Source organism: Exiguobacterium qingdaonense (assembly GCF_018617855.1).
Taxonomy (GTDB): Bacteria; Bacillota; Bacilli; order Exiguobacteriales; family Exiguobacteriaceae; genus Exiguobacterium; species Exiguobacterium qingdaonense.
Genome location: NZ_JACSKY010000010.1, coordinates 57,550 through 81,700 on the forward strand (window position 1 = coordinate 57,550; position 24,151 = coordinate 81,700).

Annotated in this window: 24 protein-coding genes; 18 read left to right on the forward strand and 6 right to left on the reverse strand. The window is 48.3% G+C overall.

Annotated features, from left to right (window positions below):
- The first annotated feature begins 85 nt into the window (after positions 1 to 85).
- Positions 86 to 1,162, forward strand: coding sequence for an L-threonine 3-dehydrogenase (gene tdh, locus KNP00_RS11230; RefSeq protein ID WP_215145240.1), 1,077 nt, complete (start codon positions 86 to 88; stop codon positions 1,160 to 1,162).
- A gap of 13 nt (positions 1,163 to 1,175) precedes the next feature.
- On the forward strand, positions 1,176 to 2,357 hold the full coding sequence (locus tag KNP00_RS11235; protein ID WP_215145242.1) for a glycine C-acetyltransferase: 1,182 nt from the start codon (positions 1,176 to 1,178) through the stop codon (positions 2,355 to 2,357).
- 465 nt (positions 2,358 to 2,822) lie between these two features.
- Here the strand turns inward: KNP00_RS11235 and KNP00_RS11240 are convergent, their stop codons facing one another.
- Positions 2,823 to 3,371, reverse strand: a complete 549-nt coding sequence (locus KNP00_RS11240; RefSeq protein WP_215145244.1) for a DUF4256 domain-containing protein — start codon at positions 3,369 to 3,371, stop codon at positions 2,823 to 2,825.
- Positions 3,372 to 3,570: 199 nt separating this feature from the next.
- Here KNP00_RS11240 and KNP00_RS11245 point away from each other — a divergent pair, with 199 nt between their 5' ends.
- Both KNP00_RS11245 and KNP00_RS11250 read left to right on the forward strand, forming a co-directional pair.
- A complete protein-coding gene (locus KNP00_RS11245) occupies positions 3,571 to 4,164 on the forward strand; it encodes a GNAT family N-acetyltransferase (protein WP_215145252.1) in 594 nt (197 codons plus the stop codon).
- Positions 4,165 to 4,562: 398 nt separating this feature from the next.
- On the forward strand, positions 4,563 to 5,666 hold the full coding sequence (locus KNP00_RS11250) for a hypothetical protein (protein WP_215145254.1): 1,104 nt from the start codon (positions 4,563 to 4,565) through the stop codon (positions 5,664 to 5,666).
- 206 nt (positions 5,667 to 5,872) lie between these two features.
- Here KNP00_RS11250 and KNP00_RS11255 read toward each other — a convergent pair whose 3' ends face one another.
- Positions 5,873 to 6,877, reverse strand: a complete 1,005-nt coding sequence (locus KNP00_RS11255; RefSeq protein ID WP_215145256.1) for a tyrosine-type recombinase/integrase — start codon at positions 6,875 to 6,877, stop codon at positions 5,873 to 5,875.
- A gap of 101 nt (positions 6,878 to 6,978) precedes the next feature.
- Between KNP00_RS11255 and hflX the strand changes: the two genes are divergently transcribed.
- From hflX to glnA, 4 genes are all read left to right on the forward strand, one after another.
- Entirely contained in the window at positions 6,979 to 8,226 is a 1,248-nt protein-coding gene (hflX, locus tag KNP00_RS11260) for a GTPase HflX (RefSeq protein ID WP_215145258.1), read from the forward strand.
- Between the two features lie 2 nt (positions 8,227 to 8,228).
- A complete protein-coding gene (locus KNP00_RS11265; protein WP_215145260.1) occupies positions 8,229 to 9,527 on the forward strand; it encodes a methionine gamma-lyase family protein in 1,299 nt (432 codons plus the stop codon).
- A 92-nt stretch (positions 9,528 to 9,619) separates the two neighbouring features.
- On the forward strand, positions 9,620 to 10,018 hold the full coding sequence (locus tag KNP00_RS11270; protein ID WP_215145262.1) for a MerR family transcriptional regulator: 399 nt from the start codon (positions 9,620 to 9,622) through the stop codon (positions 10,016 to 10,018).
- A 47-nt stretch (positions 10,019 to 10,065) separates the two neighbouring features.
- A complete protein-coding gene (gene glnA / locus KNP00_RS11275) occupies positions 10,066 to 11,406 on the forward strand; it encodes a type I glutamate--ammonia ligase (protein ID WP_215145269.1) in 1,341 nt (446 codons plus the stop codon).
- 120 nt (positions 11,407 to 11,526) lie between these two features.
- On the opposite strand, the gene KNP00_RS11280 is transcribed toward glnA, so the two are convergent.
- Both KNP00_RS11280 and lexA read right to left on the reverse strand, forming a co-directional pair.
- Positions 11,527 to 11,967, reverse strand: a complete 441-nt coding sequence (locus KNP00_RS11280) for a metal-binding protein (RefSeq protein WP_215145271.1) — start codon at positions 11,965 to 11,967, stop codon at positions 11,527 to 11,529.
- Positions 11,967 to 12,587 carry a transcriptional repressor LexA gene (gene lexA / locus KNP00_RS11285; RefSeq protein WP_215145273.1) on the reverse strand — a complete coding sequence of 207 codons (621 nt, stop codon included), beginning with the start codon at positions 12,585 to 12,587 and terminating at the stop codon, positions 11,967 to 11,969. Before lexA ends, KNP00_RS11280 begins: the two co-directional genes overlap by 1 nt.
- Before the next feature lie 202 nt (positions 12,588 to 12,789).
- Here lexA and KNP00_RS11290 point away from each other — a divergent pair, with 202 nt between their 5' ends.
- The 7 genes from KNP00_RS11290 (at position 12,790) to KNP00_RS11320 (ending at position 20,212) form a co-directional block, all read left to right on the forward strand.
- Positions 12,790 to 13,026, forward strand: coding sequence for a hypothetical protein (locus KNP00_RS11290; protein ID WP_215145275.1), 237 nt, complete (start codon positions 12,790 to 12,792; stop codon positions 13,024 to 13,026).
- A gap of 71 nt (positions 13,027 to 13,097) precedes the next feature.
- The gene (locus KNP00_RS11295; protein WP_215145345.1) at positions 13,098 to 13,742 is read left to right on the forward strand and encodes a YneB family resolvase-like protein; all 645 of its coding nucleotides are present in this window, start codon (positions 13,098 to 13,100) and stop codon (positions 13,740 to 13,742) included.
- Positions 13,743 to 13,802: 60 nt separating this feature from the next.
- The gene (locus tag KNP00_RS11300; RefSeq protein WP_215145277.1) at positions 13,803 to 14,036 is read left to right on the forward strand and encodes a DUF896 domain-containing protein; all 234 of its coding nucleotides are present in this window, start codon (positions 13,803 to 13,805) and stop codon (positions 14,034 to 14,036) included.
- Between the two features lie 199 nt (positions 14,037 to 14,235).
- The gene (tkt, locus tag KNP00_RS11305) at positions 14,236 to 16,227 is read left to right on the forward strand and encodes a transketolase (protein WP_215145279.1); all 1,992 of its coding nucleotides are present in this window, start codon (positions 14,236 to 14,238) and stop codon (positions 16,225 to 16,227) included.
- A gap of 125 nt (positions 16,228 to 16,352) precedes the next feature.
- Positions 16,353 to 16,586 (forward strand): YneF family protein, encoded by a 234-nt coding sequence (locus KNP00_RS11310; protein ID WP_215145281.1) that lies wholly within the window; start codon positions 16,353 to 16,355, stop codon positions 16,584 to 16,586.
- 148 nt (positions 16,587 to 16,734) lie between these two features.
- The gene (locus KNP00_RS11315) at positions 16,735 to 18,459 is read left to right on the forward strand and encodes an ABC transporter transmembrane domain-containing protein (protein WP_240542856.1); all 1,725 of its coding nucleotides are present in this window, start codon (positions 16,735 to 16,737) and stop codon (positions 18,457 to 18,459) included.
- Positions 18,449 to 20,212, forward strand: a complete 1,764-nt coding sequence (locus KNP00_RS11320) for an ABC transporter ATP-binding protein (RefSeq protein WP_215145282.1) — start codon at positions 18,449 to 18,451, stop codon at positions 20,210 to 20,212. Before KNP00_RS11315 ends, KNP00_RS11320 begins: the two co-directional genes overlap by 11 nt.
- A 70-nt stretch (positions 20,213 to 20,282) precedes the next feature.
- Here the strand turns inward: KNP00_RS11320 and KNP00_RS11325 are convergent, their stop codons facing one another.
- A complete protein-coding gene (locus KNP00_RS11325; RefSeq protein ID WP_215145284.1) occupies positions 20,283 to 20,471 on the reverse strand; it encodes a Spo0E family sporulation regulatory protein-aspartic acid phosphatase in 189 nt (62 codons plus the stop codon).
- Positions 20,472 to 20,658: 187 nt separating this feature from the next.
- Between KNP00_RS11325 and KNP00_RS11330 the strand changes: the two genes are divergently transcribed.
- Positions 20,659 to 21,357 (forward strand): cytochrome c biogenesis CcdA family protein, encoded by a 699-nt coding sequence (locus KNP00_RS11330; protein WP_215145286.1) that lies wholly within the window; start codon positions 20,659 to 20,661, stop codon positions 21,355 to 21,357.
- 19 nt (positions 21,358 to 21,376) lie between these two features.
- The gene (locus KNP00_RS11335) at positions 21,377 to 21,829 is read left to right on the forward strand and encodes a CcdC family protein (protein ID WP_215145349.1); all 453 of its coding nucleotides are present in this window, start codon (positions 21,377 to 21,379) and stop codon (positions 21,827 to 21,829) included.
- A gap of 72 nt (positions 21,830 to 21,901) precedes the next feature.
- Here KNP00_RS11335 and KNP00_RS11340 read toward each other — a convergent pair whose 3' ends face one another.
- Positions 21,902 to 22,333 (reverse strand): DUF2621 domain-containing protein, encoded by a 432-nt coding sequence (locus KNP00_RS11340; protein ID WP_215145351.1) that lies wholly within the window; start codon positions 22,331 to 22,333, stop codon positions 21,902 to 21,904.
- Positions 22,334 to 22,511: 178 nt separating this feature from the next.
- On the opposite strand from KNP00_RS11340, the gene KNP00_RS11345 reads away from it, so the two are divergent.
- Complete coding sequence (locus KNP00_RS11345; RefSeq protein ID WP_215145288.1) at positions 22,512 to 24,110, forward strand: peptide chain release factor 3; 1,599 nt, start codon at positions 22,512 to 22,514, stop codon at positions 24,108 to 24,110.
- Positions 24,111 to 24,151 lie beyond the last annotated feature (41 nt).

The following is a 24,151-nucleotide window of genomic DNA, read 5'->3' on the forward strand; positions in this document are numbered from 1 at the left end:
CCGTCTTCTCAGTTTCTTCATTTTATGACAAGATGATAAGGAACGTATCGTTCGATTATTAAGAGACAAGAGGGGGACGTTTTCAATGGAACAGCTCGTGTCAACCAAAGAAAAGGAAACAACGACACCAGTAATGAAAGCGATTCAAAAACACACGGCCGGTTTTGGGGCAAAACTGGTCGATGTACCGGTTCCGACACCAGGACCAGGGGAAGTGCTCATTCAAGTGAGAGCGACATCGATTTGTGGGACCGATGTCCACATCTATGAGTGGGATGAGTGGTCACAGAGCCGCGTCAAGCCACCATACGTATTCGGTCATGAGTTTTCGGGGGAGGTCGTTGCGCTCGGCGAAGGGACGAAACGAATCAAGGTCGGACAGATGGTATCCGCTGAGACGCATATCGTCTGCCATCAGTGTAAACAATGTTTGCGCGGTCAGTACCACATCTGTAAAAACACAAAAATCATCGGTGTGGACACGCAAGGATGTTTCGCAGAATATGTCGTCATGCCTGAAGAAAATCTATGGGTGAACCCGGTGACGATGCCGGCGAAACTCGCTTCGATTCAAGAACCACTCGGGAATGCGGTCCATACGGTGCTCGCGAGTGATGTGTCAGCCAAATCGGTCGCCATCGTCGGTTGTGGCCCAATCGGACTCATGGCGGTCGGTGTCGCCAAAGCAGCAGGGGCGAGTCGTGTCTATGCGATTGACGTCAATCCATATCGTTTAAAACTCGCCGAAGAGATGGGGGCAGATGTCGTCATCAACAGTTTAGAAGAGAATCCGCTCGAGTTGATTGAGCGCGAATCAAACGGAGACGGAATCGACGTTGTCTGCGAGATGAGCGGACACCCGGTTGCGATCGATCAGGCGTTCAAGATGGTCACGGCAGGTGGGGACGTCAACGTCTTGTCACTCCCGGCTCGTCCGGTCGCCATCGACCTGACGCGGGACGTCGTCTTTAAAGGGGTCCGCGTCCAAGGAATTACAGGACGTAAGATGTATGAGACGTGGAGCCAAGTCTCGACGATGCTTGCGACGGGTCAGTTGAACGTTGAACCGATCATCACGCACGTCTTCAAGCTCGAAGAGTTCGAAAAAGGGTTCGAACTCATGCGGGCAGGGAAATGTGGAAAGGTCGTCTTAATACCATAAAGGGGGAAATAGCATGGCATTTGAACATATTACAGAAGCAATCAATGAGATGAAAGAACAGGGGACGTTCCGTAAGCTCGTCCCGCTCGAATCGGCACAAGGGAATGAAGTGACAATCGATGGGAAGTCGCTCGTCCAGCTGTCATCAAACAACTATCTCGGACTTGCGAACCACCCGCGCCTGAAACAGGCAGCGATTGAAGCGGCCGAAGAGTACGGGGCAGGAACAGGGTCGGTCCGGACGATTGCCGGGACGTTCGAGATGCACGAAGCGTTCGAGCGTGAGCTCGCCGAGTTCAAACATACGGAGGCCTCACTCGTCTTCCAATCAGGATTCGCGACGAACCTCGGGGTATTGTCTGCACTGCTCGGACCGGAAGATGTCGTCATCAGTGACGCCCTCAACCATGCGTCAATCATCGATGGGATTCGTCTCACGAAAGCGGCACGTCGCATCTATAAGCACGTCGACCTCGAAGATTTGGAGAAGGCGTTGAAAGAGACACAAGATTATCGCACACGTCTTGTCGTGACGGACGGTGTGTTCTCGATGGATGGGAACATCGCACCGCTTCCGGCCATCGTCGAACTCGCCGAGAAGTATGACGCTGCGGTCATGGTCGATGATGCGCACGCATCCGGCGTTCTCGGGAAGAACGGTCGCGGAACGGTCAACCACTTCGGTTTAGACGGCCGCGTCACGTTACAGGTAGGGACGCTTTCAAAAGCAATCGGGGTCTTAGGCGGGTATGTCGCCTGCTCACAAGACGTACGCGATTACTTGATCCACAAAGGTCGTCCGTTCCTCTTCTCGACATCACATCCACCGGCAGTCGTAGCGGCGAACCGTGAAGCGATCCGTGTCATGAAAGAGGAAGAAGAGCTGTTCGACAAGCTATGGGCGAACACCGAGTTCTTCAAGAACGGTTTACGTGACCTCGGTTTCGATATCGGACATGCGACGACACCGATCACACCGGTCATGCTCGGCGAAGAGACGCTTGCGCATACATTCTCGGACAAGTTGAAAGAGCATGGCGTATTCGCACAGAGTATCGCCTTCCCGACGGTCGAGCGCGGGAAAGCACGCATCCGGACGATCGTCACTGCGGAACATACGCAAGATGACCTCGAACGGGCACTCGAAGCGTTCAAAACGGTCGCAGAAGAGTTGAATGTGACATTACACGCATAAACGCGGACTGCAGACGATCTGTCTGCAGTTTTTTGATGGATTTGTTCGTGAAATCGAGTATATTCAGATAGAGCACCGACGGAGTGAGGGTTGGAAAGAGAAATTGTGGAACGTTGCACTGATGTGCTACGCGCTCTTATTCATCTCTGTCTATATAGGAGCCTGGGTTGTGAGGCTGAAATACAACCTTACCCCAAGTTTCAGTGAGTCGTTCGCCCTCGAACCCTTTCCTGGATGGAAGGTCTTTTTCATGCAATGGATGGAGAACAAGATAGAAGAACCAAATTTGACAGCAAATGCGATTGTGTTTGGTGCATTGTTTTTCTACTTCAGGAAGTTCAAGGGAAAATATACGTGGATATTAAGGCTTTTCGCAGTGATTCCTGTCAGTTTATTTTTTATCATCTATATTCCAAAAGTCTTGAGTTGGTTTTTGCAATAAAAAAGCAAAGCGCAATGCCTTGCTTAAATCATGAGTATCCCTCTAAATCCTCGAGCGGCATAATAAGAATCTGCACCGTTATGGTAGACGAAGATGTGATCATAACGACGGTCGCAAAACAGGGCGCCACCTTTTTGACGTATCACATCCGGTGTCTGAATCCAACTCGACGTCTTCAAGTCGAATGCACCGAGCGTTTGTAAGTGTCGGTACGTTGCCTCATCGAGAAGGCTGATTCCCATCTGTTCAGATAAGGCGAGCGCGCTTCCGGCAGGCTTATTCTTTTTACGTGCCTCAAGAGCTGGATCGTCATAACAGAGACTTCGTCGACCGCTCGGACTCTCGGCTGAACAGTCGCAAAAAGCGAGGTCTCCGTTAGGGAGACGAATCACGTCTGGTTCTCCGCCGGTCTCTTCCATCAAGGCGAGTGAGGTCAACTTATCCTGATCAATTTGAATACGCTCCAATATGTCTGACCAGACGACGTCAGAATGACGTTCAACGTTTTCAGTGAAACGAGACTCGAGGGTATTAAGTAATTCGAGGGTTTCTTCGTGTGAAAGCTTCGACATGAGAATCACTCCGATCATGTGTTTCTTTTAGTATACGATATGAATCGCTACAGTTCGTGTCATTCTTTAAGGGTAAGGGTCATTTAAAGATGAGTATCGATCAGAAGAGCGTTGGCCGCTTACATGTTCTTTTATTTCAGACGATAGACGTCCTTTCACTAAAAAGAAAACGAAAAATAAATGCTAAGGATGGATTAAAATGCTTGAATACAACATAAATGATAATATATCTCTAAGAATGTTCAACACAGACGATGCGGATGCACTATTCAAGCTGACGATTGCATCGAAGTCTTATTTGCGAGAATGGCTTGGTTGGCTCGACTATATTGAGACAGTGGAAGATTCGAAGCGGAACATAGAGGGCCGAATCAAAGGATTGATTGAAACGGGCGGGCGCCCGAAGTCGTTCGCTTTGATATATAAAGGTGAACTTGCTGGAACTATTGGATTTAACGAAATCGATGGTGGTATCCAATGTGGCACAATCGGATATTGGCTCGGACAAGAGTTTCAAGGGAAAGGCATCATGAGTCGAGCGCTCGAGAGCGTCATTAAATATGGGTTCCGAGATTTGAAATTAAATAAGATTGAGATTCGAGTAGCAACAGAAAATCGGAAGAGTCGGGCACTTCCGGAACGATTCGGCTTTAAGGAAGAAGGGATCATTCGAGATGCGGAATGGTTGTATGACCGTTACGTCGATCATGTTGTTTATGGGTTGTTGCGACATGAATATTTGCAGCTAAACCATCATTCTAAAGCTGATGATGAGGCTGGAAATCGTATGTGAACAAAGACGAAAAAAATGCCTATTTAAAAAAAGAGATTACTGAATGACAACCATATACTTTGTCAGACATGCACATTCTACTTATACACCAGACGAATTTGCCAGACCATTATGTAGTTAACACGTATGGTATTTTCATTTCTTATCGAGTTCCTCTAATACTTAAGCATCTGATTCCTGTGGATAAAGAACATAACCGAGTAAAAGATTGATATATTCCTCAAATAGGCAAATGATTAACTGCGTCCGAGGATTCCAGTACTCATCGAGAGGATAAAGAAAGAGGTTGTAGTTAAGTGAACATTTCAAAAAAAGTTATGATTAGTTTTGCCTTAACAATTTTAGGAGTTATATCAATTTATCCCATTCATCATTTTTTTAAATCAGAAGATAGACCCTTGGCACCAGTTATTTCAACCGATATCACGGACGTGACGTTTCAACCACCGGACGGACATCTTTATTTGCTATATCCTTACTTAAATATATGGGCAGACGAGAATGAGCCTAAAGACACGTATTTAGTAGAGATTGATCAAGACGGAAATATCGTGAAAGAAGAAAGTATTCAAGATTCGAATTTCGGGGCGATCAGTCTTGATGTGAAGACCACACGACCTGATACGATTTTTGGTTCTTTGAATAGTGGACAGTATGCCAATCACTATTATACGTTCAATCTAGACAAGAAACGATTCAACAAAGAAGACATTACCTATTTCGAACATGATGTGATGTTGGACTCAATAAGTCATCAAGGAGAACAGACTTGGTTTAAATCGATTGCATCTTATCAAACCGGCACGCAAACATATGTTGAAGGATTGGGGATGTCGATGACGATTTCAAATGTCGAAGAACGACAGAATTATTTGACGCCACCTCAGAATTTACCGACTACCTCGCCACTATTAGAAACAGAGAATCACATCGCTTATGTGAGCGCAGGAGAAGAAGGACCGGATGGAGAAGAAGCTGCGATGGTATTTCTCGACCGAGTGACGGGCGAAGCGACAGTTTACCGTGGTGAAGAAGAACCCTATGAGTATACGGCGTTACATACGGATGGGAACAACACTTATTTTGCTGACAGCCTTGGAATGTTGCATCAAATCGATGCTTCAGGGAAAAAAACTTCGACGTATCATCAAGCAATTGATAACGCGTACTATAATTCTCATGAAGGTATTCGTATGATTGATGCGAACACAGGCTATCAAATTGTCTCAAAATATGATCCGAAGACATCAGTCGACGAATTAATGATGGTGAAGTGGTCATTCGGGAAAGAATTTTCCGTAGAAAAGATAGACCTTCCATATTGGGATGAAAATAATTTATATCGATACTTGTACTATAATCCGATTTTGAAGCGCTCGTATCTCACCGAAGTGGGAGAAGATGATGAATCCGGAAGACTGTTAATCGTGGATGAAAATTTGAAATTGATTAATGCTATCCGGATTGATTACCCTATGGGAGTGGATTTGGTCATAGAATAAAATATACATGATAAATTTATTGCAACACGCAAACTGGATTAAAAAAACTCATGACGCTATTCACATATAGAATGAGGTCACCACAACACACTCAGACTTTTCTTAACTCCAGAGAGTAGAGAAATGATTGTAGCTTGTGGAACTGAAAGAGAAGTGGATTCGTATTTCCCTCCAGATTTTTGAGTTACATGACAAAGACCCGCCCTTCACGAGAGGGCGGGTCTTTCGTCTGAGTCGAACAGTTCATTTCCGAACTCCTCGTACGCCTGCTCGTACCGGCGAAGAGAAGATTCTTTATGCATGCAGGTGATATTCATCCGCTCGGATGGTGTCATATCAGTCGCATATGTCTTTAACACATGGGCGTTTCGGAGCATCGACGGGGTGACGGAGCGCGCTAGTCCACTTCGTTCGTTCAACTGCCGCATCATCTTCGTGATCATGACGATTGTCAGCTGCTTCGGTTGATTCTTCGCATACACCCAGCGGAACGTCATCCGTGCGAAATCGAATGAGACGAAGACCGGGTCCTCTGAATACCAGCGTGGTCGTACCGGTGTCGGGATGTCGGCCAAATAGTTCATGAGCAGCGATTGGTCTTCTTGTGATAGCTTCAACGTGAACCGGTTCCCGAGACGGTCATACACGTCAAAAGTGTGTTCGGCCAGATGCAGGTCGCTCATACGCAAGCGAATGATGTGATGGACACGCAAGCCGTATTTATAGAAGAGCGTCACGATCAGCTCGTTCCGATTGACGAGATAAGGATGGGCTTGTAGCTGATTCTCACTCAATCCTCTCGTTGAGCGAATCGTATGGACGAGACGGTCGAACTCCGATTCGAGCGCAATCTGGTCGGCTGTCAATGTATGGGCCGGTTGCGAATAGGCAAGCATCTTTTTCCGAAGCGGGTTTAAATAGTGGGTCAGGCTGTTGATGACCGTGACGATCCGGGCGACGGTCGCCTGTTGATAGTGCTTCTCTTCGATTAAAAAATCATTCACGAACGTCTTCCACGATTCGAGAGGGACGTCTAACCAGTCCGTCGGTTCGTTCAGTTCGACGTTGTGGTCGTGAAAGTATTTGTGCACGTCAATCAAATCGTAGCGATATCGTTTAAGCGTCGAGGGTTGACGACCACTCGCGCCGAGGTGATACAAGTATGTTTCGATAAATTCGGGGAGTGGATAGTCTTTTCTTCGTTTCGTCATGGTCGAGCCTCCTTCTTTCTTTATCCTACCACAAACGAACGTTATCTATACGCTGATTCGTGGTAAGATGAAAGGTGAGACTTTATGGAATGAGGGATTACATGATAGAACGTGAAAAAGTAGTCATCGTCGGCTGTCAGTTGCCTGACGTCGATGATTGGACGTATGAACAGTCGATGGGCGAGCTCGTCGAACTCGTTGACACGGCCCAAGGTGAAGTCGTTGCCCGACTCGACCAAAAGCGTCAACAGATTGACCGTCGTACCTTTATCGGGAAAGGGAAGATTGAGGAACTCGCGATGCTTGTCGAACAGTTCGAACCGGACTTATTGATTTTCAACGCTGAGTTGACACCGGCGCAGTCGAAAAACATTCGCATCGCCATGAACGACCCGGATGAGATGAAATTGATTGACCGCACGCAGCTCATTTTAGATATCTTTGCGAGCCGTGCGCAATCCCGGGAAGGGAAGTTACAAGTCGAGCTCGCACAGATGAACTATTTGCTGCCTCGTCTAATCGGGCAAGGGACGCAGCTCTCGCGACTCGGCGGTGGAATCGGGACGCGTGGTCCGGGTGAGACGAAACTCGAATCGGATCGTCGTCACATCAAGCGCCGCATCGATGAAATCACGAAACAACTCGAAGGGACGGTCGCGCACCGGGATCGTTACCGGGAACGACGGAAGGAAAACCGTGTGTTCCAAGTCGCGCTCGTCGGGTATACGAACGCCGGGAAGTCGACGATCTTTAACCGATTGACCGATGCCGACACGTATGAACAGGATGAGTTGTTCGCGACGCTCGACCCGTTGACGCGTGAACTCGAGCTTCCGCGCGGTGGAAAGGTGCTCATCACGGATACGGTCGGATTCATCCGTGATTTGCCGACGAAACTTGTTGCGGCCTTCCGTTCGACATTAGAAGAAGTCGTCGGGGCCGATTTGATCCTCCACGTCATCGATGCATCGAACCCGCACTACTTGAACCAAATCGACACGACGAACGCGGTGTTAGAAGAACTCGGGGCGAGTGAGGTGCCTCAGCTCGAGGTATATAACAAGAAAGACCGTCTCACGGAAGACTTCGTCGGAGGACCGCTATTGATTTCGGCAGTCGCTGCGGGAGATATCGAGACGCTGACAAGTGCGCTAGAAGATAAGATTGCGGACATTTTGACGAAAGTCCATGTCGTCCTCCCCGTGACGGCGTTTGAACACTACCACCCGGCCAAAGAGGCGATGTATCGCCTTGAAGAGAGCTTTTTAGATGACGGCTCAGTCGAATTAGTAGGTTATATGAGAGAAGACACGCGTCTGTACGCGACGCTAAAACAATTTGAGGTGTAAGTATGTGGCAAGAAAAGATTGAACATTATGATGCACTCGCGCCGTTCGTAAAAAAAGCGGAGGCGCGGGTCAAACCATTTTTTGAGCAGATTGAAGAGACGGCCGAATACAACCAATATCGCGTCCTCGAATCGTTCAAGAAGCATAAAGTATCGGATTTCCACTTCAATCCGACGACGGGATACGGCTATGACGATATCGGTCGGGATACGCTCGAGTCGATTTATGCGGATGTGTTCGGGGCCGAGTCCGCATTATGCCGACCACAGATCATCTCTGGGACCCATGCGATCGGGATCGCCTTGTTCGGTGTCCTCTTACCGGGTGACGAACTGCTTTACGTCACAGGCAAGCCGTATGACACGCTCGAGGAGATCGTTGGGATCCGTGGCGACGGTCGTGGTTCGTTGAAAGAACTCGGTGTCCATTACGATACTGTCGAATTAAAAGAGGAACGTGAAATCGACATCGACCGCGTCATCGGACGGATCCGTCCTGAGACGAAACTCGTCGGGATTCAGCGGTCGAAAGGGTATGCGAATCGTCGCAGTATTCCAGTCGATGAAATCAAAGTGGCCATCGAACAGATTAAAGCGGCACATCCGCACGTGTATGTGTTTGTGGACAATTGCTACGGTGAGTTCGTCGAGACAATCGAACCAACGCACGTCGGTGCCGACTTGATGGCCGGATCCCTAATCAAAAACCCGGGAGGCGGATTGGCGAAGACAGGTGGTTATATCGCTGGTACGAAAGAGTTGATTGAACGCTGTTCGTTCCGGATGACGACGCCAGGAATCGGAAGTGAAGCCGGACCATCGCTCTACTCGCTTCAAGAGATGTACCAAGGTTTTTATATGGCACCTCACACGGTCGCACAAGCATTGAAAGGGGCACATTTGACGGCAAGCCTTTTATCGTTAGTCGGATTTGAGACCGACCCGCATTATACGACCCCACGGACGGACTTGATTCAATCGGTGACGTTCCGCGACCGGGACAAGATGATCGCGTTTTGTCAGAGCATCCAGATGGCCTCGCCGGTGAATGCCCATGCGCTACCGGTGCCGGCCTATATGCCTGGTTACGAGGATGACGTCATCATGGCAGCTGGAACGTTCATTCAAGGTTCCTCCATCGAGCTGTCTGCGGATGGTCCGCTTCGGGCACCGTATACGGCGTACGTTCAAGGTGGTCTGACGTATGCTCATGTAAAAGTCGCGTTAATGTTGGCGTTGAGCCATCTGCATGAGAGAAAGTTGATTGAGTTCAACGCCCCAATCCAGCCGGCACGATTGTAACGAATCTGTCATGTTAACTTTCTTAACATCTATTGACAGAATTGTTGTCATATATTATTCTCACATTGTGAGACAGAAAAGGAGGGGTAAGGATGGCCGATCAATTTCGTCGCTCCAACCCGTTGTTTCCAATTGGGATCGTCCAAGATTTGACGCAACTGACAGGTAGGCAGATTCGGTATTATGAAGAACAGGGTCTGGTTTCACCTAGTCGAACGGAATCGAAACGACGACTTTATTCCTTTAATGATGTCGAACGTTTACTCGCAATCAAGGATTACATTGACCAAGGCTTTAACTTGGCGGCAATTCGCCACACGTTGGAGCAAGCAGGTGAGAAGGAAGCATCCGCTCCGACAGCACCGGTCGATGAAGCACCAAAGGTTTCGGAAAAAGAGTTACATCATTTATTGAAAACACAGCTTCAAGAAGCCGGTCGATTCAATAAAACGTCGCTCATTCAAGGCGAGCTTTCGCGTTTTTATCGATAACACCGCACACATCAACCATTACACAATGTGAGAGGGGACATTTTACCATGGCCAGAAAAACGTTCACAAAAGAAGACATCAAACGCATCGCTCAAGAGGAAGACGTACGCTTCATCCGTCTTCAATTCACGGACATCCTCGGAACAATCAAAAACGTCGAGGTGCCGATCAGCCAATTGGACAAAGCACTTGATAACAAGATGATGTTTGACGGATCGTCAATCGAAGGATTCGTTCGCATCGAGGAATCAGACATGTACTTGTATCCAGACCTCAACACGTGGGTTGTCTTCCCGTGGACAGATGGCAGCGGAAAAGTCGCTCGCTTAATTTGTGATATTTATAATCCAGACGGTACACCGTTCAGTGGTGACCCGCGCGGTACGCTCAAGCGCAACCTCGAGAAGATGCAAAAACTCGGCTTCTCGGCGTTTAACGTCGGACCAGAGCCGGAATTCTTCTTGTTCAAGAAAGACGCATCAGGCCGTCCGACGCTTGAGCTCAACGACCAAGGTGGATACTTCGACTTGGCGCCAGTTGACCTCGGTGAGAACTGCCGTAAAGAAATCGTCATCGAACTTGAAAACATGGGCTTTGAAATCGAAGCGTCACACCACGAAGTGGCACCAGGACAACATGAAATCGACTTCAAATATGCGGATGCTGTCACGACGGCAGATAACATCCAAACGTTCAAACTCGTCGTCAAGACGATTGCTGCGAAATATGGTCTTCATGCGACATTCATGCCGAAGCCACTCTTTGGGGTAAACGGTTCAGGAATGCACGCAAACATGTCACTCTTCAAAGGCGACACGAACGTCTTCTACGATCCGAACGGCGACATGGAACTCTCTGACACAGCTCGTGCGTTCACAGCTGGTATCTTGGAGCACGCTCGTGCCTTCACAGCAGTATGTAACCCGACTGTGAACTCATACAAGCGTCTCGTACCTGGCTACGAAGCACCTTGCTATGTGGCATGGAGCGCACGTAACCGTTCGCCACTCGTACGAGTACCAGCGGCTCGTGGTCTCTCGACTCGTATCGAAGTGCGTTCGGTTGACCCGGCAGCGAACCCGTACCTCGCACTTGCTGCCCTCTTGGCTTCAGGTCTTGACGGAATCGAAAAAGATTTGAAAGCGCCAAAACCAATCGACAGCAACATCTACGTGATGGACAAGCCGGAGCGTGTAGCAAACGGAATCGACGATCTCCCTGCGACACTCTTTGATGCACTCGAAGTCCTCCGTGTCGACAAAGTCGTCATGGATGCGCTCGGAGAGCACATTGGCGAACACTTCCTCGAGTTGAAAGAAATCGAGTGGGATATGTTCCGTATGCAAGTGACAGAGTGGGAACGCGATCAGTATATGACCCTCTATTAATCAGAACGAACAGAAAAAAGAGCAATGGATGCCCTCCAAGGGTCATTCATTGCTCTTTTACTGTACGAGTATATAACAAACCACCTCCTTGATGACTCAGAAGGTGGTTTATTAGGTTGGTCAAAATGCTCTTTTGAAAAATGTCGACACGTAGTCGAGGGTCGTATGTAACGTCGTCGCAAACACGAGCCCTAAAAAGAAAGACATGCCGTGAGCATCCATCCATGATCGTATTTCCGTTTCATATGCCGTAAAGGGCAATAGAAGGATGAGCGGGAAGCCGATGTATACAATCCGAATCACATCACTCAAGCCGGGTAAGTGTGAGAAGAGGGAGCGATGCGGCATGAGCTTCACGTATGGGAGCCAAATCAACTTAAGTGGACCCCATCGGTAATACGCATCTGATTTCAAATCGAGGTCTGGGGAGAGCCAGAGTGTACCGATGATTGCGCCGATAATCAATGTAAGTGGAATATCGATTTCAAGAAAAGGCGTGGCAACCGCAAGTAAGCCGGTTGCCACGAGATTCGTGCGGGTATGGGTCTTGCCACTAGCCATTAATGAATCGTCCGGTATACACCGATGACCTTCCCTAAAATCGAGACGTTGTCAAAATACATCGCTTCTAACTCATCGTTCTCCGGTTGGAGGCGAACTTTCGAAGCTTCCTTATAAATGCGTTTAACAGTCGCCTCACCGTCTTCTGTCATGGCGACGACAATCTCTCCATTGTCGGCCGTGCTCTGCTGACGAACGAGCACGCGGTCCCCGTCTAAGATGCCTGCATTGATCATGGAGTCTCCAGAGACGGATAACATATATACATTATCTGAACCGACGATATGTGCTGGAAGAGGGAAGTGTTCTTCCACGTTCTCGATGGCGGTAATCGGTGTCCCGGCAGTAACTTTCCCGATGACCGGTACGTACATGACAGTGTCTTGCTCTTCAATTACCGGCATATCCTCGGTCAGTATCTCGATTGCGCGAGGTTTCGTCTTATCTCGACGAATCAATCCGCGTTTTTCTAAACGATCTAAGTGACCGTGTACGGTCGAACTAGATGCAAGGCCGACGGCTTCTCCAATTTCGCGGACAGAAGGTGGATATCCTTTTGCCCGAACTTCCTCTTTGATAAAATCAAGAATCTGTTGTTGGCGCGCTGACATTTTTTTCATTCTATTCACCTCGATGTAATCGAATAACCTGCAATCGCATCCTATTCTTTATGTGTCTAGTGTAACACAAGAACACATGAGCGTACAAACATTCGTTCGTTTTTTCAACTTGACCGAACACGGGTTCTTGTTTTATGATGAGAACAGATAAACGAACAAACGTTCTAACGAACATATATTCTTATCAGGAGGCGTTGCAATTATGAAAGATACACTGAACGGATTCATTTTAGTCGGGTTGCTCTTCGTCGGGATGTTCGCTTTTTACTTGGCTGGAGAGATGCGGGGAGATGCGACGGTCGCTGAGCCGGTCGTAAAGTCGGAGCGTACAATCGAAGAAGAGGTCGCTTATGTCGAGGCGGAATCGCTCGAAGCGCAGATTATGGCTGAGCGCGAAAGACATGACGAACGAAAAATGGAATGGTATGCCGCTGAGTGATCGTTCATCATTGCGAACATATCTTGAACTGTGTATCGTAAGGAATGAATGTGATGAAAGGGAGTGATGCGATGCGAGTCGTGATCTATTGTCGAGTGTCGACGAACAAGTCCACACAAGAGACATCACTCAGTCGTCAAGTCGAGGAACTAAAACAACTGGCTACGCGATTAGAGGCGGACGTCGTCGACGTGATTACAGAGCAAGAAAGTGGTTACGAGGTCAATCGGAAGGGATTGCTCGATTTACTCGACCACGTCTCGACGGCTGACTTGGATGCCGTGCTCGTCACGGATGACAGTCGACTAGGGCGAGGGAATGCTAAAATTGCCATCTTACACACCTTGATGAAACACGACGTAAGATTGTTGACGATGCAATCGACGTCGGACTATGTCGTGTCTGACGCCGAAAAGATGGTGTTAGAGATCGTCAGTGTCGTTGAAGAGTATCAACGAAAAATCCATAATGCAAAAATCTCCCGTGGGATGCGCCGGGCGGTCGCGAACGGGTTCAATCCTCAACGCAACATCCAAAACAACGATCAAGGCGGGCGACATCGGATCGAGGTTCCGATTGAAGAGATCATTCAACTACGCGAGCGTGGTTTGACGTTTTCTGAGATTGCGGCGACGCTTCGTGGATTTGGATACGAAGTGTCGAAGGCAACGGTCAACCGCCGTTACCTTGAGCACCAGTCAGTTGCAAAAACTTGATTCTTCCTCTCTGATTTTGTAAAGTATAAGGACAAATTCACTAGAGAGGGGGCGGGTCATATGCTAGCACCAGGTCAATTGGAGCGAATCAATTTCCTCGCCAACAAAGCGAAGACAGAAGGGCTGTCTCAAGACGAGATGAACGAGCAGCAGGACTTGCGTCAAGAATATTTAAAGGCGTTTCGTCAGTCATTCAAATCTCAAATGATGGGTATGAAAGTCGTCGACCCAGAAGGTAACGACGTCACACCTGAGAAATTAAAAGAAGAACAGAAACGCCATCGCGGTGAGTGATCCTGAATGCACATCCTAATTCGTTAAGGATGTGCATTTTTGTTATACACGAAACGATATAAGACGAACGGATTACATCTTTTATCACGTAATGGGAGGAAACGATCCTGCTCAATGTGTTATACTAATTAATTAGTTGTGACACACGAATGAGTATGATAAAATATGACGGGTAGAAAACCTTCTTAACACAGAGAGGATGAAATTAGTGGAAACAACTACTAAAGAATTATTAGCGATTAACTCGATTCGGACGCTCTCGATTGATGCGGTCCAAAAAGCGAACTCTGGTCACCCAGGGATGCCGATGGGTGCTGCACCGATGGCGTTTACACTTTGGACAGATAAAATGCGCCATAACCCGAAAAATCCGAACTGGTTCAACCGTGACCGTTTCGTACTTTCGGCGGGTCATGGATCGATGCTCTTGTATTCACTCCTTCACTTGTCTGGCTATGATTTGTCGATGGACGACCTTAAATCATTCCGTCAAATGGACTCGAAGACACCTGGTCACCCTGAGTACCGCCACACGGCTGGAGTAGATGCGACAACGGGTCCACTTGGACAAGGGATTGCGATGGCTGTCGGGATGGCCATGGCAGAGAAACATTTAGAAGCGACTTACAACCGCGACGAGTTCAACGTCGTTGACCACTATACGTTCGGCATTTGCGGTGACGGAGACTTGATGGAAGGTGTATCTGCTGAGGCGGCATCGCTCGCAGGTCACTTAAAACTTGGTAAACTTGTCGTCCTTTACGATTCAAACGACATCTCTCTCGATGGCGACCTTCATAAGTCGTTCTCTGAAAGCGTAGAAGACCGTTTCAACGCTTACGGATGGCAAGTCATTCGTGTCGAGGACGGAACGGACATCGATTCAATCGCAAAAGCGATCGATGCTGCGAAAGCAGAGACGTCAAAACCGACATTGATCGAAGTCAAGACGGTCATCGGATTTGGTTCACCGAACAAGTCGGGTAAATCAGCATCACACGGTGCGCCACTTGGAGACGCTGAAATCGAATTGACGAAGCAGTTCTACAAATGGGAAGGCGAGTCGTTCTACGTTCCAAATGAAGTATACGACTTGTTCAACGATAAAGTGGTCGAGCCAGGCGCGAAGTACGAGTCAGACTGGAACGAGCTCGTCGAAGCGTATAAAGCGGCACACCCTGAGCTCGGAGCACAGTTCGAGCGTGCGATGAACAATGAGCTTCCTGAAGGTTGGGATAGCGAGTTGCCGACATTCGAAATCGGTTCTAAAAAAGCAACGCGTCAAACGAGCGGTGAAGTGTTGAACGCAATCGCAAAAGCAGTACCGACACTCTTCGGTGGTTCGGCTGACCTTGCAGGTTCAAACAACTCGATGATCAAAGGTGCAGTGGACTTCGATGAAGATCCAGCTGGCCGTAACATCTGGTTCGGTGTTCGTGAGTTCGCGATGGCGGCAGCTGTGAACGGGATGGCTCTCCACGGTGGCGTCGTTCCTTATGGTGCGACATTCTTCGTCTTCTCGGATTACCTCCGTCCTGCAGTCCGTCTCGCAGCACTTATGGGTCTTCCGTCGACGTTCATCTTGACGCACGACTCAATCGCCGTCGGTGAAGATGGTCCAACGCACGAGCCGGTCGAACATTTGATGAGCTTCCGCGCAATGCCGAACCTCTCTGTTCTTCGTCCTGCTGATGGAAAAGAAACGATTGCGGCTTGGAAACAAGCGGTGACATCGAAAACGTCTCCTTCACTTCTCGTCTTGACTCGTCAAGCGTTACCAGAACTTGAAGGCACATCAATCGAAACGGCAGCAAAAGGGGCTTATGTCGTTGCAGGCGAATCGAAGGATGCAGAAGTCCTCTTGCTCGGTACAGGTTCAGAAGTACACGTTCTCGTTGAAGCGCGTGAGCAGCTCGCGTCAGAAGGCGTGAACGCAGCTGTCGTCTCGATGCCGTCATGGGAACTCTTCGAAGCACAATCTGCAGAGTACAAAGAGTCTGTCCTTCCATCTTCAGTCACGAAACGTGTATCGCTTGAAGCGGGTGCGACACTTGGATGGTACAAATATGTAGGATTCGGTGGGAAAGTACTCGGAATCGACAAGTTCGGGGCGTCTGCACCTGGAGACCTTCTCATGAAAGAGTACGGAATGTCAGTCGACAATGTCGTCAATGCAGTAAAATCACTTTAATCGAAATAAGATTGATTGTGGCGGCCACTCGTTTGGCCGTCACTTTTTTTCTGGACGACTAGCGAAGTTGATCGATTTAGTGTATAGTAAAAAACGATGTTTCATATGGTAGAGGAGGTAAAGCCTTGAGTACATTTCTTTGGATTCTTCTTGTCGTGGCAGCACTCATCGGGGGGATCGCGATCGGTTTCTTCATCGCACGTAAATACATGATGAACTACCTTGAACAGAACCCGCCAATCAATGAAGATATGATTCGTACGTTGATGATGCAGATGGGTCAAAAGCCATCACAGAAGAAGGTCAATCAAGTTATGCGCGCCATGAACGTGCAGATGAAAGATGAAAAAAAGTCATAATGAATCGTGAAAGCACTTCGGTCCTCGAAGTGCTTTTTGCTTTCTCTTTTTGTTAGACAATGGAACGAACTTTCGCTACGATTAATGAATATTCTACATATTAAAGGGGGCGTTTCACATTCGTGTATTCAAACAGTTATCATGGTTTTTGCGTCTCGAATGGAAGACGTATACGATTGGTATCGTCTTACTTATTTTTGTGGCAGGGCTAGAATTGATTCCGCCACGCATCATCGGACGAATCGTCGATGAAATCAACCGAGATTCGCTCTCGTCAAACACGCTATGGATGTTACTCGGCGGTCTCGCTCTAGTAGGAATCGGGAATTATATCGCCCGCTTCTTCTGGCGCTACTTCATCTTCGGCGCATCGATTCGCCTAGGAAGGATGCTTCGTAGCCAACTATATCGCCACTTCACGGATCTCGACCAGCGATTTTACAAAAAATCACGTGTCGGTGACTTGATGGCGCATGCGACAAATGATGTGCAGGCTGTATCGATGACGGCAGGGGCAGGTATTTTGACGCTCGTCGACAGCGTGACGCTCGGGACGTTCGTCATCATCACAATGATTACGACGATCAGTTGGAAGCTGACACTCGTTGCGTTGCTCCCATTGCCGTTCATGGTACTGTTGACGACGCGTTACGGAAAGATGTTACATAGCCGATTCGGGGTCGCCCAAGCGGCATTTTCAGAATTAAATGACAAGGTTCAAGAGAGTGTGAGTGGGGTTCGTGTCTTGAAATCGACCGGGGAAGTCGAACGGGATGTGGATGCGTTTGAGAACTTGTCGAGCGAGGTCATGGCGAAAAACGTCCGGGTCGCTAAGATCGATGCCTTATATGACCCGACCATCTTTGGGATTGTAGGGCTTTCCTACATCCTTTCAGTCGGTTATGGGGCTGTACTGATTGAACAAGGCGAGTTGACGATTGGTCAGATTGTCAGCTTCACGGCCTATTTGGCACTCTTGACTTGGCCGATGCTTGCCTTTGGCTGGTTGTTCAATATCGTAGAGCGTGGACGTGCCTCATATGACCGCATCGAACGGATGCTTGCCGTCAAACCTGAGATTCAGGATGACCGAATGGCGGCGACAACGCTCTCGCATTCAGAGGTGGAAGTGGACGTTCAGTCATTCGCGTATGACGATCATACCGTGCTCGAAGACGTTCATTTCCGAATCGAACGAGGGAAGACGATCGGAATCGTCGGAAGGACCGGGGCAGGGAAGACGACGATTGTCCGCCTGCTGACACGTGAATATGATGTGAAGGACGGAAAGATAAAAATTGGCGGAATCAATATTCGCCAAGTGAAGAAATCACTTCTTATGGATAAAATTGCGGTCGTGCCGCAAGATCATTTCTTGTTCTCAGATTCGATTGCGAACAATATTGCATTCGGAAAACCGGATGCAGATATGGAAGAAATTATTGAGGCTGCCAAAGTCGCAGAGGTGCATGAAGATATCGTCCGACTTTCGGAAGGTTACGCGACGCTCGTCGGTGAACGAGGCGTCACATTGTCAGGGGGGCAAAAACAGCGTATTTCAATTGCGCGTGCACTCATGACGGGAGCGGACGTCTTAATTTTGGATGATGCGTTATCTGCTGTCGATGCGAAGACGGAAGAGTCGATTATCGAACATTTTCGGGTGGGGAATCCAGAGCAGGCGCGAGTCATCGTCGCACACCGACTGTCAGCAGTCGAGCACGCCGACGAGATTCTCGTCATCGAGGATGGGAAGGTCATCCAACGCGGCACACATGACTTGTTGCTTCAAGAGGCAGGTTGGTATCGGGAGACGTATGACCGACAACAGCTTGAGGCGATTGTAGAAGGAGGTGGCCATGATGAAACATGATGTTCAAGAATGGCAAGTCATCAAACGACTGCTCAGTTACGCAAAACGATATGGGAAGCCCCTTGGCATCGCCTTCGTCTTTCTGTTGATTGCGACCGGGGCGAAGTTGGCCGGTCCCTTTCTCGTCAAGGTGTTCATCGATGAGTTCATTACGCCAGGGGTCTACCCGACGAACTGGGTCATCGCGCTCTTCACCGTCTACATGGTTTTACATGTGTCGGCAATCTTGTTTGACTATCTTCAATCGATCTCATTCCAAAAAGTCGCATTGAAGATTGTCCAAAACATTCGGATGGACATTTTCCGCCACGTGATGGGGATGCGACTCGCCTATTTTGACCGGACGCCGGCTGGGGTTCTCGTATCACGAATCACGAACGATACCGAGGCGGTGAAAGAATTGTACGTCGGTGTGATGAGTACGTTCGTTCAATCGGCCGTACAATTAGTGGGAACGTATATCTTCCTATACGTCTTAGAGCCGACCCTTGCGACGATAGGGCTCGTCCTATTGCCGCTCTTCTGGCTCATTATCTGGGCGTATCGTCGCTTCTCGACGAAATATTTCGCTCAAGTGCGAGACTTGTTGTCACAACTCAACGCCCAGTTGAACGAATCGATTAACGGGATGGGGGTCATCCAACAGTTTCGTCAAGAGGAGCGACTCATTCGACAGTTCGAACAGACGAATGAAGCGCATCAGGAGGCTCGATATCGAAACTTGAAGCTCGACAGTATGTTGCTTCGTCCGATTATTGAACTTCTACTCGCCTTCTCCATCATCGGTCTCCTCGGCTACTACGGGGTGCTCTCGATGAGTGAGCAAGTGCAAGTCGGTGTCGTGTATGCGTTCATCAGTTATATCGAACGTATTTTCCGACCGGTGCTTGACATCATGCAGCGGTTGAGCGAGTTCCAGCAAGCTGTCGTGTCCGCGGATCGAGTCTTCAAGATTCTAGATACGGATGAACCGGCACCAGGGAAACAGATGCCAGGGGTCGCTCACGTCACAGAAGGGGAAGTCCGGTTTGATGATGTGACGTTTAGCTATGACGGGGAAGTGGACGTGCTAAAAAACATCTCGTTCGTCGCAAAACCGGGAGAGACGGTCGCGCTCGTCGGACATACCGGAAGCGGGAAGAGTTCAATCATCAATTTATTGACGCGTTTTTATCCGTACGGTTCTGGCAAGATTACAATCGACGGCCAACCGCTCGGACGATTTGAAGAACAGGAGCTCCGCGACCAGGTCGGACTCGTACTGCAAGACCCGTTCTTATTCACAGGGACGATTGAAGACAACTTAAAATTGTTCAATCCGAATATTGATTCTGAGCGCGCGCGCGAGGCTGCCGAATTTGTCCAAGCCCATTCCTTCATCGAGAAGCTGGACGCGGGGTACGGGCACGTCGTCGGAGAGCGTGGGGCGACGTTTTCAAGTGGGGAACGTCAACTACTCGCATTCGCCCGCACTGTGGCACGTAATCCGAAGGTGCTCATTCTTGACGAGGCGACGAGTTCGATTGATACTGAGACGGAAGAACGCGTCCAAGTCGCGCTCGATCGAATGCGCCGGGGTCGTACGACGATTGCGATTGCACACCGCCTTTCGACGATTCAAGATGCCGATGTTATATTGGTGTTGCATCGAGGTGAGATTGTCGAGCGTGGAAATCATCAACAGCTATTGAAGCAAGGTGGGCTTTATAAGAAAATGTATGAACTACAATCTGGACAAAGTCTGATGTCTTGATTTGGAAAGGATACCTGCACGGGTGTCCTTTTTCCATGGAAAAAAGCTCATCACATATTGTGACGAGCCATTAAAATGGATGGTTAAATTGATCTTTTTGATGCTTTAATCGGACGTGACGAGTAATCAAGGTGTCGAGTTCTTGACTGACCAATATGACTTCGGGTGAAGTCCAGGCATGTTTTGAAGCGATTTTATATAGTTCGTCACGTTTCTGTTCAATGGCTTGGTGTAATGTATCTGCTGCGGTGACTGCCACGTTCGTTCCTCCATCATGGAAATTAGAATTTGATGAACTTGAATATCCAAATCTTAGCATCCCCATTGACAGATGACAAGTTTCATTTCCATTTCAATCATTACAAAAAGTGTTGTGATTCAGAAGAAAAGATGCGAGCAATTTAAATAGGTTTTCGCTATAATGGTCGTGAAAGGTGGAAATCGTCATGGAAGTCACATTATGGCTCGCGTTTGGGGCGGGCGTTTTATCGTTTTTGTCACCATGTACGCTCCCGTTGTATCCGGTTTTTCTATCGTATATCACAGGGGTTTCCGTATCGGAGTTGAAAAATGAAGGGTTGAAGCAGCGAACTGCGTGGTTTCACACATTTTCGTTTCTATTTGGCTTTTCCATTGTGTTTCTCGTACTCGGATTGTCGACTTCGTTGATTGCGGATGTGTTTATCCAGTACAAAGATAGCCTGCGTATGTTTGGTGCCATCCTGATTTTCGTGTTTGGCGTCTTTTTGGCAGGTCTTTGGCAACCCCAGTTTATGATGCGTGAAAAGAAAATGAACATTGGCGAACGAAAGAGCGGGTATTTTGGGACGGTCTTGATCGGGATCGGGTTCGCGGCCGGTTGGACACCGTGTACCGGTCCGATTTTAGCCGGCGTCATCGCGCTAGCGGCCACAAATCCGAGCCAAGGTCTCGGTTATATGTTAGCGTATGTCATCGGTTTTGCGATTCCGTTCTTGGTGATGGTCGCATTCGTTGGCAAAATCAAGTACTTAGCGCGAAACAGCGCGAAAGTCGCAAAAGTCGGAGGCTATCTCATGATGGTGTTCGGCGTGCTATTATATTTTGACGGAATGAATCGATTCGCTGCTTGGATGAGCGAACTTGTCGGATTCACCGGATTTTAAGGGGTTGACCGATATGTCAATGTTATGGGGGTCGACTCTCGTTGCGTTATTAATGGGTATCGTGGCGAGCTTCGTTCGTGTGAAAGCATCGGCGAAACCGACGAATGCAAAAAAGATATTGATTCCACCGCTTGCGATGACGACAGGAATGATTCAATTTTTAATCCCTGCATTTCGTTTAACATGGATCGAAGTGCTCGAGGCGTTGGCAGTGGGACTGATTTTTAGTTTATTTTTAATTAAGACATCAAACTTTGAAAAACGGGATGGAGAGGTGTACCTATCACGTTCGAAAGCATTCTTTATCGTCTTGTTCGCGCTACTTGCGATTCGTACGGCAATGAAGCTATGGGTCGGACATGAAGTTGATCTCTTTTCAACTGGTGGGTTGTTCTATTTGATTGCCTGGGGGATGATTGTTCCGTGGCGCATAGCGATGTACCAGAAGTATAAGCGGATTGTGGATGAGTGAGGATGGGGTGGCTATGGGCCATTCCATTTTTTATGAAAATCAAACAATAGACTCTATCCGCGCGGATAGAGTCTATTGTTGAAAATAGTGTTCGTAAGGCGTCCAGTCGATTTGTTCTTCTGCCAACGCTTTTTTTAAAAACTTATGGTCTCTTTTTGGTGTGGCGGCAATATACCCTTTCACGACGAGCTCGGTCGTCATTTTCTTTGCGCGCGCTTCGAGCGCGAATTGGCCGATTTTTCCAGCGATTTTTCGGATGGCGACGTCACGGAATAACTCGGGAACCGGTGAGACGAGGCGGTCAAGCAGCGTCCGCGTTTCAGGTGTCCATAGATGACGTGTTCTCTCTATATAATCGTCTTCAATGTCAAGAAGTGAGCGACCATCTTCTTTTGGCATTCGTTTTAAAAACTTGCGAAACATAAAGTATCCGCCAATCGTCATGAGTCCAATCATGACGAATCCCCAGAATACAATGAAATACATCATCAAGTTTTCTGGCATCGTCTGTCCCCCGTTCTGTTCATTCACTTGCTCTCACCGTTAGTATACAAAAAAGATTCGATTTACAAAAGGCGTACGTCTCATTAGGATAGACGAACGGAACCGATTTCGATAGAATAGAGAGCGTTGCTACGAGAATAAGCATGAACTGAGTCGAGAAAGGAAAGGTCAATATTATATGAGCCAACTGAAACAAGAAGTCGAGAGACGCCGGATATTCGGCATCATCTCTCACCCGGATGCGGGTAAGACGACATTGACAGAAAAATTACTCTTGCACGGTGGTGCGATTCGTGAGGCAGGTACCGTCAAAGCACGTAAAAATTCAAAGCACGCCAAGTCGGATTGGATGGAAATTGAGAAACAACGTGGAATCTCGGTTACGTCGTCTGTCATGCAATTCATCTATCAAGATAAAGTCGTGTCGATCATGGATACACCAGGACACAACGATTTCGGTGAAGACACGTACCGCGTACTGACATCGGTCGACAGCGCGGTCATGGTCATCGATGCCGCAAAAGGGATCGAGACGCAGACGAAAAAGTTATTCCAAGTTTGCCGGATGCGTGGGATTCCAATCTTCACATTCATGAACAAATTGGACCGCCAGGCAAAAGATCCGCTTGAACTGATGGAAGAGCTTGAAGAGGTATTGGGTATGCCATCTGTTGCCATCACGTGGCCGATCGGTAGCGGGATGCAGTTCGAGGGTGTCTATGATCGAATGAAAAATGAAGTCCATTTGTTCAGAGGGGAGAAGTCTACACTTCAACTGAATGAGGACGGAGTGAACGATCCGGTACTCGCCGATCATTTGACGGAAGAGAACTTGACAAACCTTCGTGATGAGATCGACCTTCTTGATGGCGCTGGGAATGAGATTGATGTGGACGCGATTCAAAACGGTAAACTGACGCCGGTATTTTTCGGGACGGCGCTTGTCGACTTTGGTGTGACGGCGTTCCTGAATCATTATTTGGAGATGTCACCAGCCCCGGAAGCACGTAAGTCGAACGTCGGTCCGATCAATCCGACGTCTGAAGATTTCAGCGGGTTCGTCTTTAAAATCCAGGCGAACATGAATCCGGCCCACCGTGACCGGATCGCCTTCGTGCGCATCTGTTCTGGCGTATTCGAGCGTGGCATGGACGTGACGCTCACGCGTACCGGCAAAAAAATCAAATTGAGCCAATCGACGCAGCTCATGGCCAATGACCGTGAAACGGTCGACCAGGCATTCGCCGGTGATGTCATCGGGATCTATGATTCTGGGACGTATCAAATTGGAGACACGATTACCACATCGAAGCAAAAAATTGCGTTCGAGGCGCTGCCGACTTTCCCGCCTGAATTGTTTATGCGCGTATCACCGGTCAACTCGCTCAAGTCGAAACACTTCCATAAAGGTGTGGAGCAGCTTGCGCAAGAAGGTGCGATTCAAGTGTATCGCAACGAGTACAACGAGATTTATCTCGGTGCGGTCGGACAGTTGCAGTTCGAGGTGTTCGAGTATCGCCTGAACAATGAGTATGGCGTCGATATTCGTATGGAACCTGTGTCTTACAGCGTTGCACGTTGGGTGAAGGATAAGGAACTGAAAGCACTGAAGCCGTTCCAGGATTCACGAAACATGCTTGTCACGGACCGCTGGGAGCGACCGGTCTTCCTATTTGCGAACGAGTTCACATTCGATCGGTTCGCTGAACGACACGCGGATGACTTGACTCTCGTTGAAGCGCTTGACGTCAATGAAGAGATTGGGACAGAAGAATAACTTTAAGACACCTCAATTTTGAGGTGTTTTTGTTTAGGTCA

What these genes read in the sequence shown, in the direction of transcription:
- tdh (WP_215145240.1), top strand. Translation starts at nt 86, where the DNA reads ATGGAACAGCTCGTGTCAACCAAAGAAAAGGAAACAACGACACCAGTA.
- KNP00_RS11235 (WP_215145242.1), top strand. Translation starts at nt 1,176, where the DNA reads ATGGCATTTGAACATATTACAGAAGCAATCAATGAGATGAAAGAACAG.
- KNP00_RS11240 (WP_215145244.1), bottom strand. Translation starts at nt 3,371, where the DNA reads ATGTCGAAGCTTTCACACGAAGAAACCCTCGAATTACTTAATACCCTC.
- KNP00_RS11245 (WP_215145252.1), top strand. Translation starts at nt 3,571, where the DNA reads ATGCTTGAATACAACATAAATGATAATATATCTCTAAGAATGTTCAAC.
- KNP00_RS11255 (WP_215145256.1), bottom strand. Translation starts at nt 6,877, where the DNA reads ATGACGAAACGAAGAAAAGACTATCCACTCCCCGAATTTATCGAAACA.
- hflX (WP_215145258.1), top strand. Translation starts at nt 6,979, where the DNA reads ATGATAGAACGTGAAAAAGTAGTCATCGTCGGCTGTCAGTTGCCTGAC.
- KNP00_RS11265 (WP_215145260.1), top strand. Translation starts at nt 8,229, where the DNA reads ATGTGGCAAGAAAAGATTGAACATTATGATGCACTCGCGCCGTTCGTA.
- KNP00_RS11270 (WP_215145262.1), top strand. Translation starts at nt 9,620, where the DNA reads ATGGCCGATCAATTTCGTCGCTCCAACCCGTTGTTTCCAATTGGGATC.
- glnA (WP_215145269.1), top strand. Translation starts at nt 10,066, where the DNA reads ATGGCCAGAAAAACGTTCACAAAAGAAGACATCAAACGCATCGCTCAA.
- KNP00_RS11280 (WP_215145271.1), bottom strand. Translation starts at nt 11,967, where the DNA reads ATGGCTAGTGGCAAGACCCATACCCGCACGAATCTCGTGGCAACCGGC.
- lexA (WP_215145273.1), bottom strand. Translation starts at nt 12,587, where the DNA reads ATGAAAAAAATGTCAGCGCGCCAACAACAGATTCTTGATTTTATCAAA.
- KNP00_RS11290 (WP_215145275.1), top strand. Translation starts at nt 12,790, where the DNA reads ATGAAAGATACACTGAACGGATTCATTTTAGTCGGGTTGCTCTTCGTC.
- KNP00_RS11295 (WP_215145345.1), top strand. Translation starts at nt 13,098, where the DNA reads ATGCGAGTCGTGATCTATTGTCGAGTGTCGACGAACAAGTCCACACAA.
- KNP00_RS11300 (WP_215145277.1), top strand. Translation starts at nt 13,803, where the DNA reads ATGCTAGCACCAGGTCAATTGGAGCGAATCAATTTCCTCGCCAACAAA.
- tkt (WP_215145279.1), top strand. Translation starts at nt 14,236, where the DNA reads ATGAAATTAGTGGAAACAACTACTAAAGAATTATTAGCGATTAACTCG.
- KNP00_RS11320 (WP_215145282.1), top strand. Translation starts at nt 18,449, where the DNA reads ATGAAACATGATGTTCAAGAATGGCAAGTCATCAAACGACTGCTCAGT.
- KNP00_RS11330 (WP_215145286.1), top strand. Translation starts at nt 20,659, where the DNA reads ATGGAAGTCACATTATGGCTCGCGTTTGGGGCGGGCGTTTTATCGTTT.
- KNP00_RS11335 (WP_215145349.1), top strand. Translation starts at nt 21,377, where the DNA reads ATGTTATGGGGGTCGACTCTCGTTGCGTTATTAATGGGTATCGTGGCG.
- KNP00_RS11340 (WP_215145351.1), bottom strand. Translation starts at nt 22,333, where the DNA reads ATGCCAGAAAACTTGATGATGTATTTCATTGTATTCTGGGGATTCGTC.
- KNP00_RS11345 (WP_215145288.1), top strand. Translation starts at nt 22,512, where the DNA reads ATGAGCCAACTGAAACAAGAAGTCGAGAGACGCCGGATATTCGGCATC.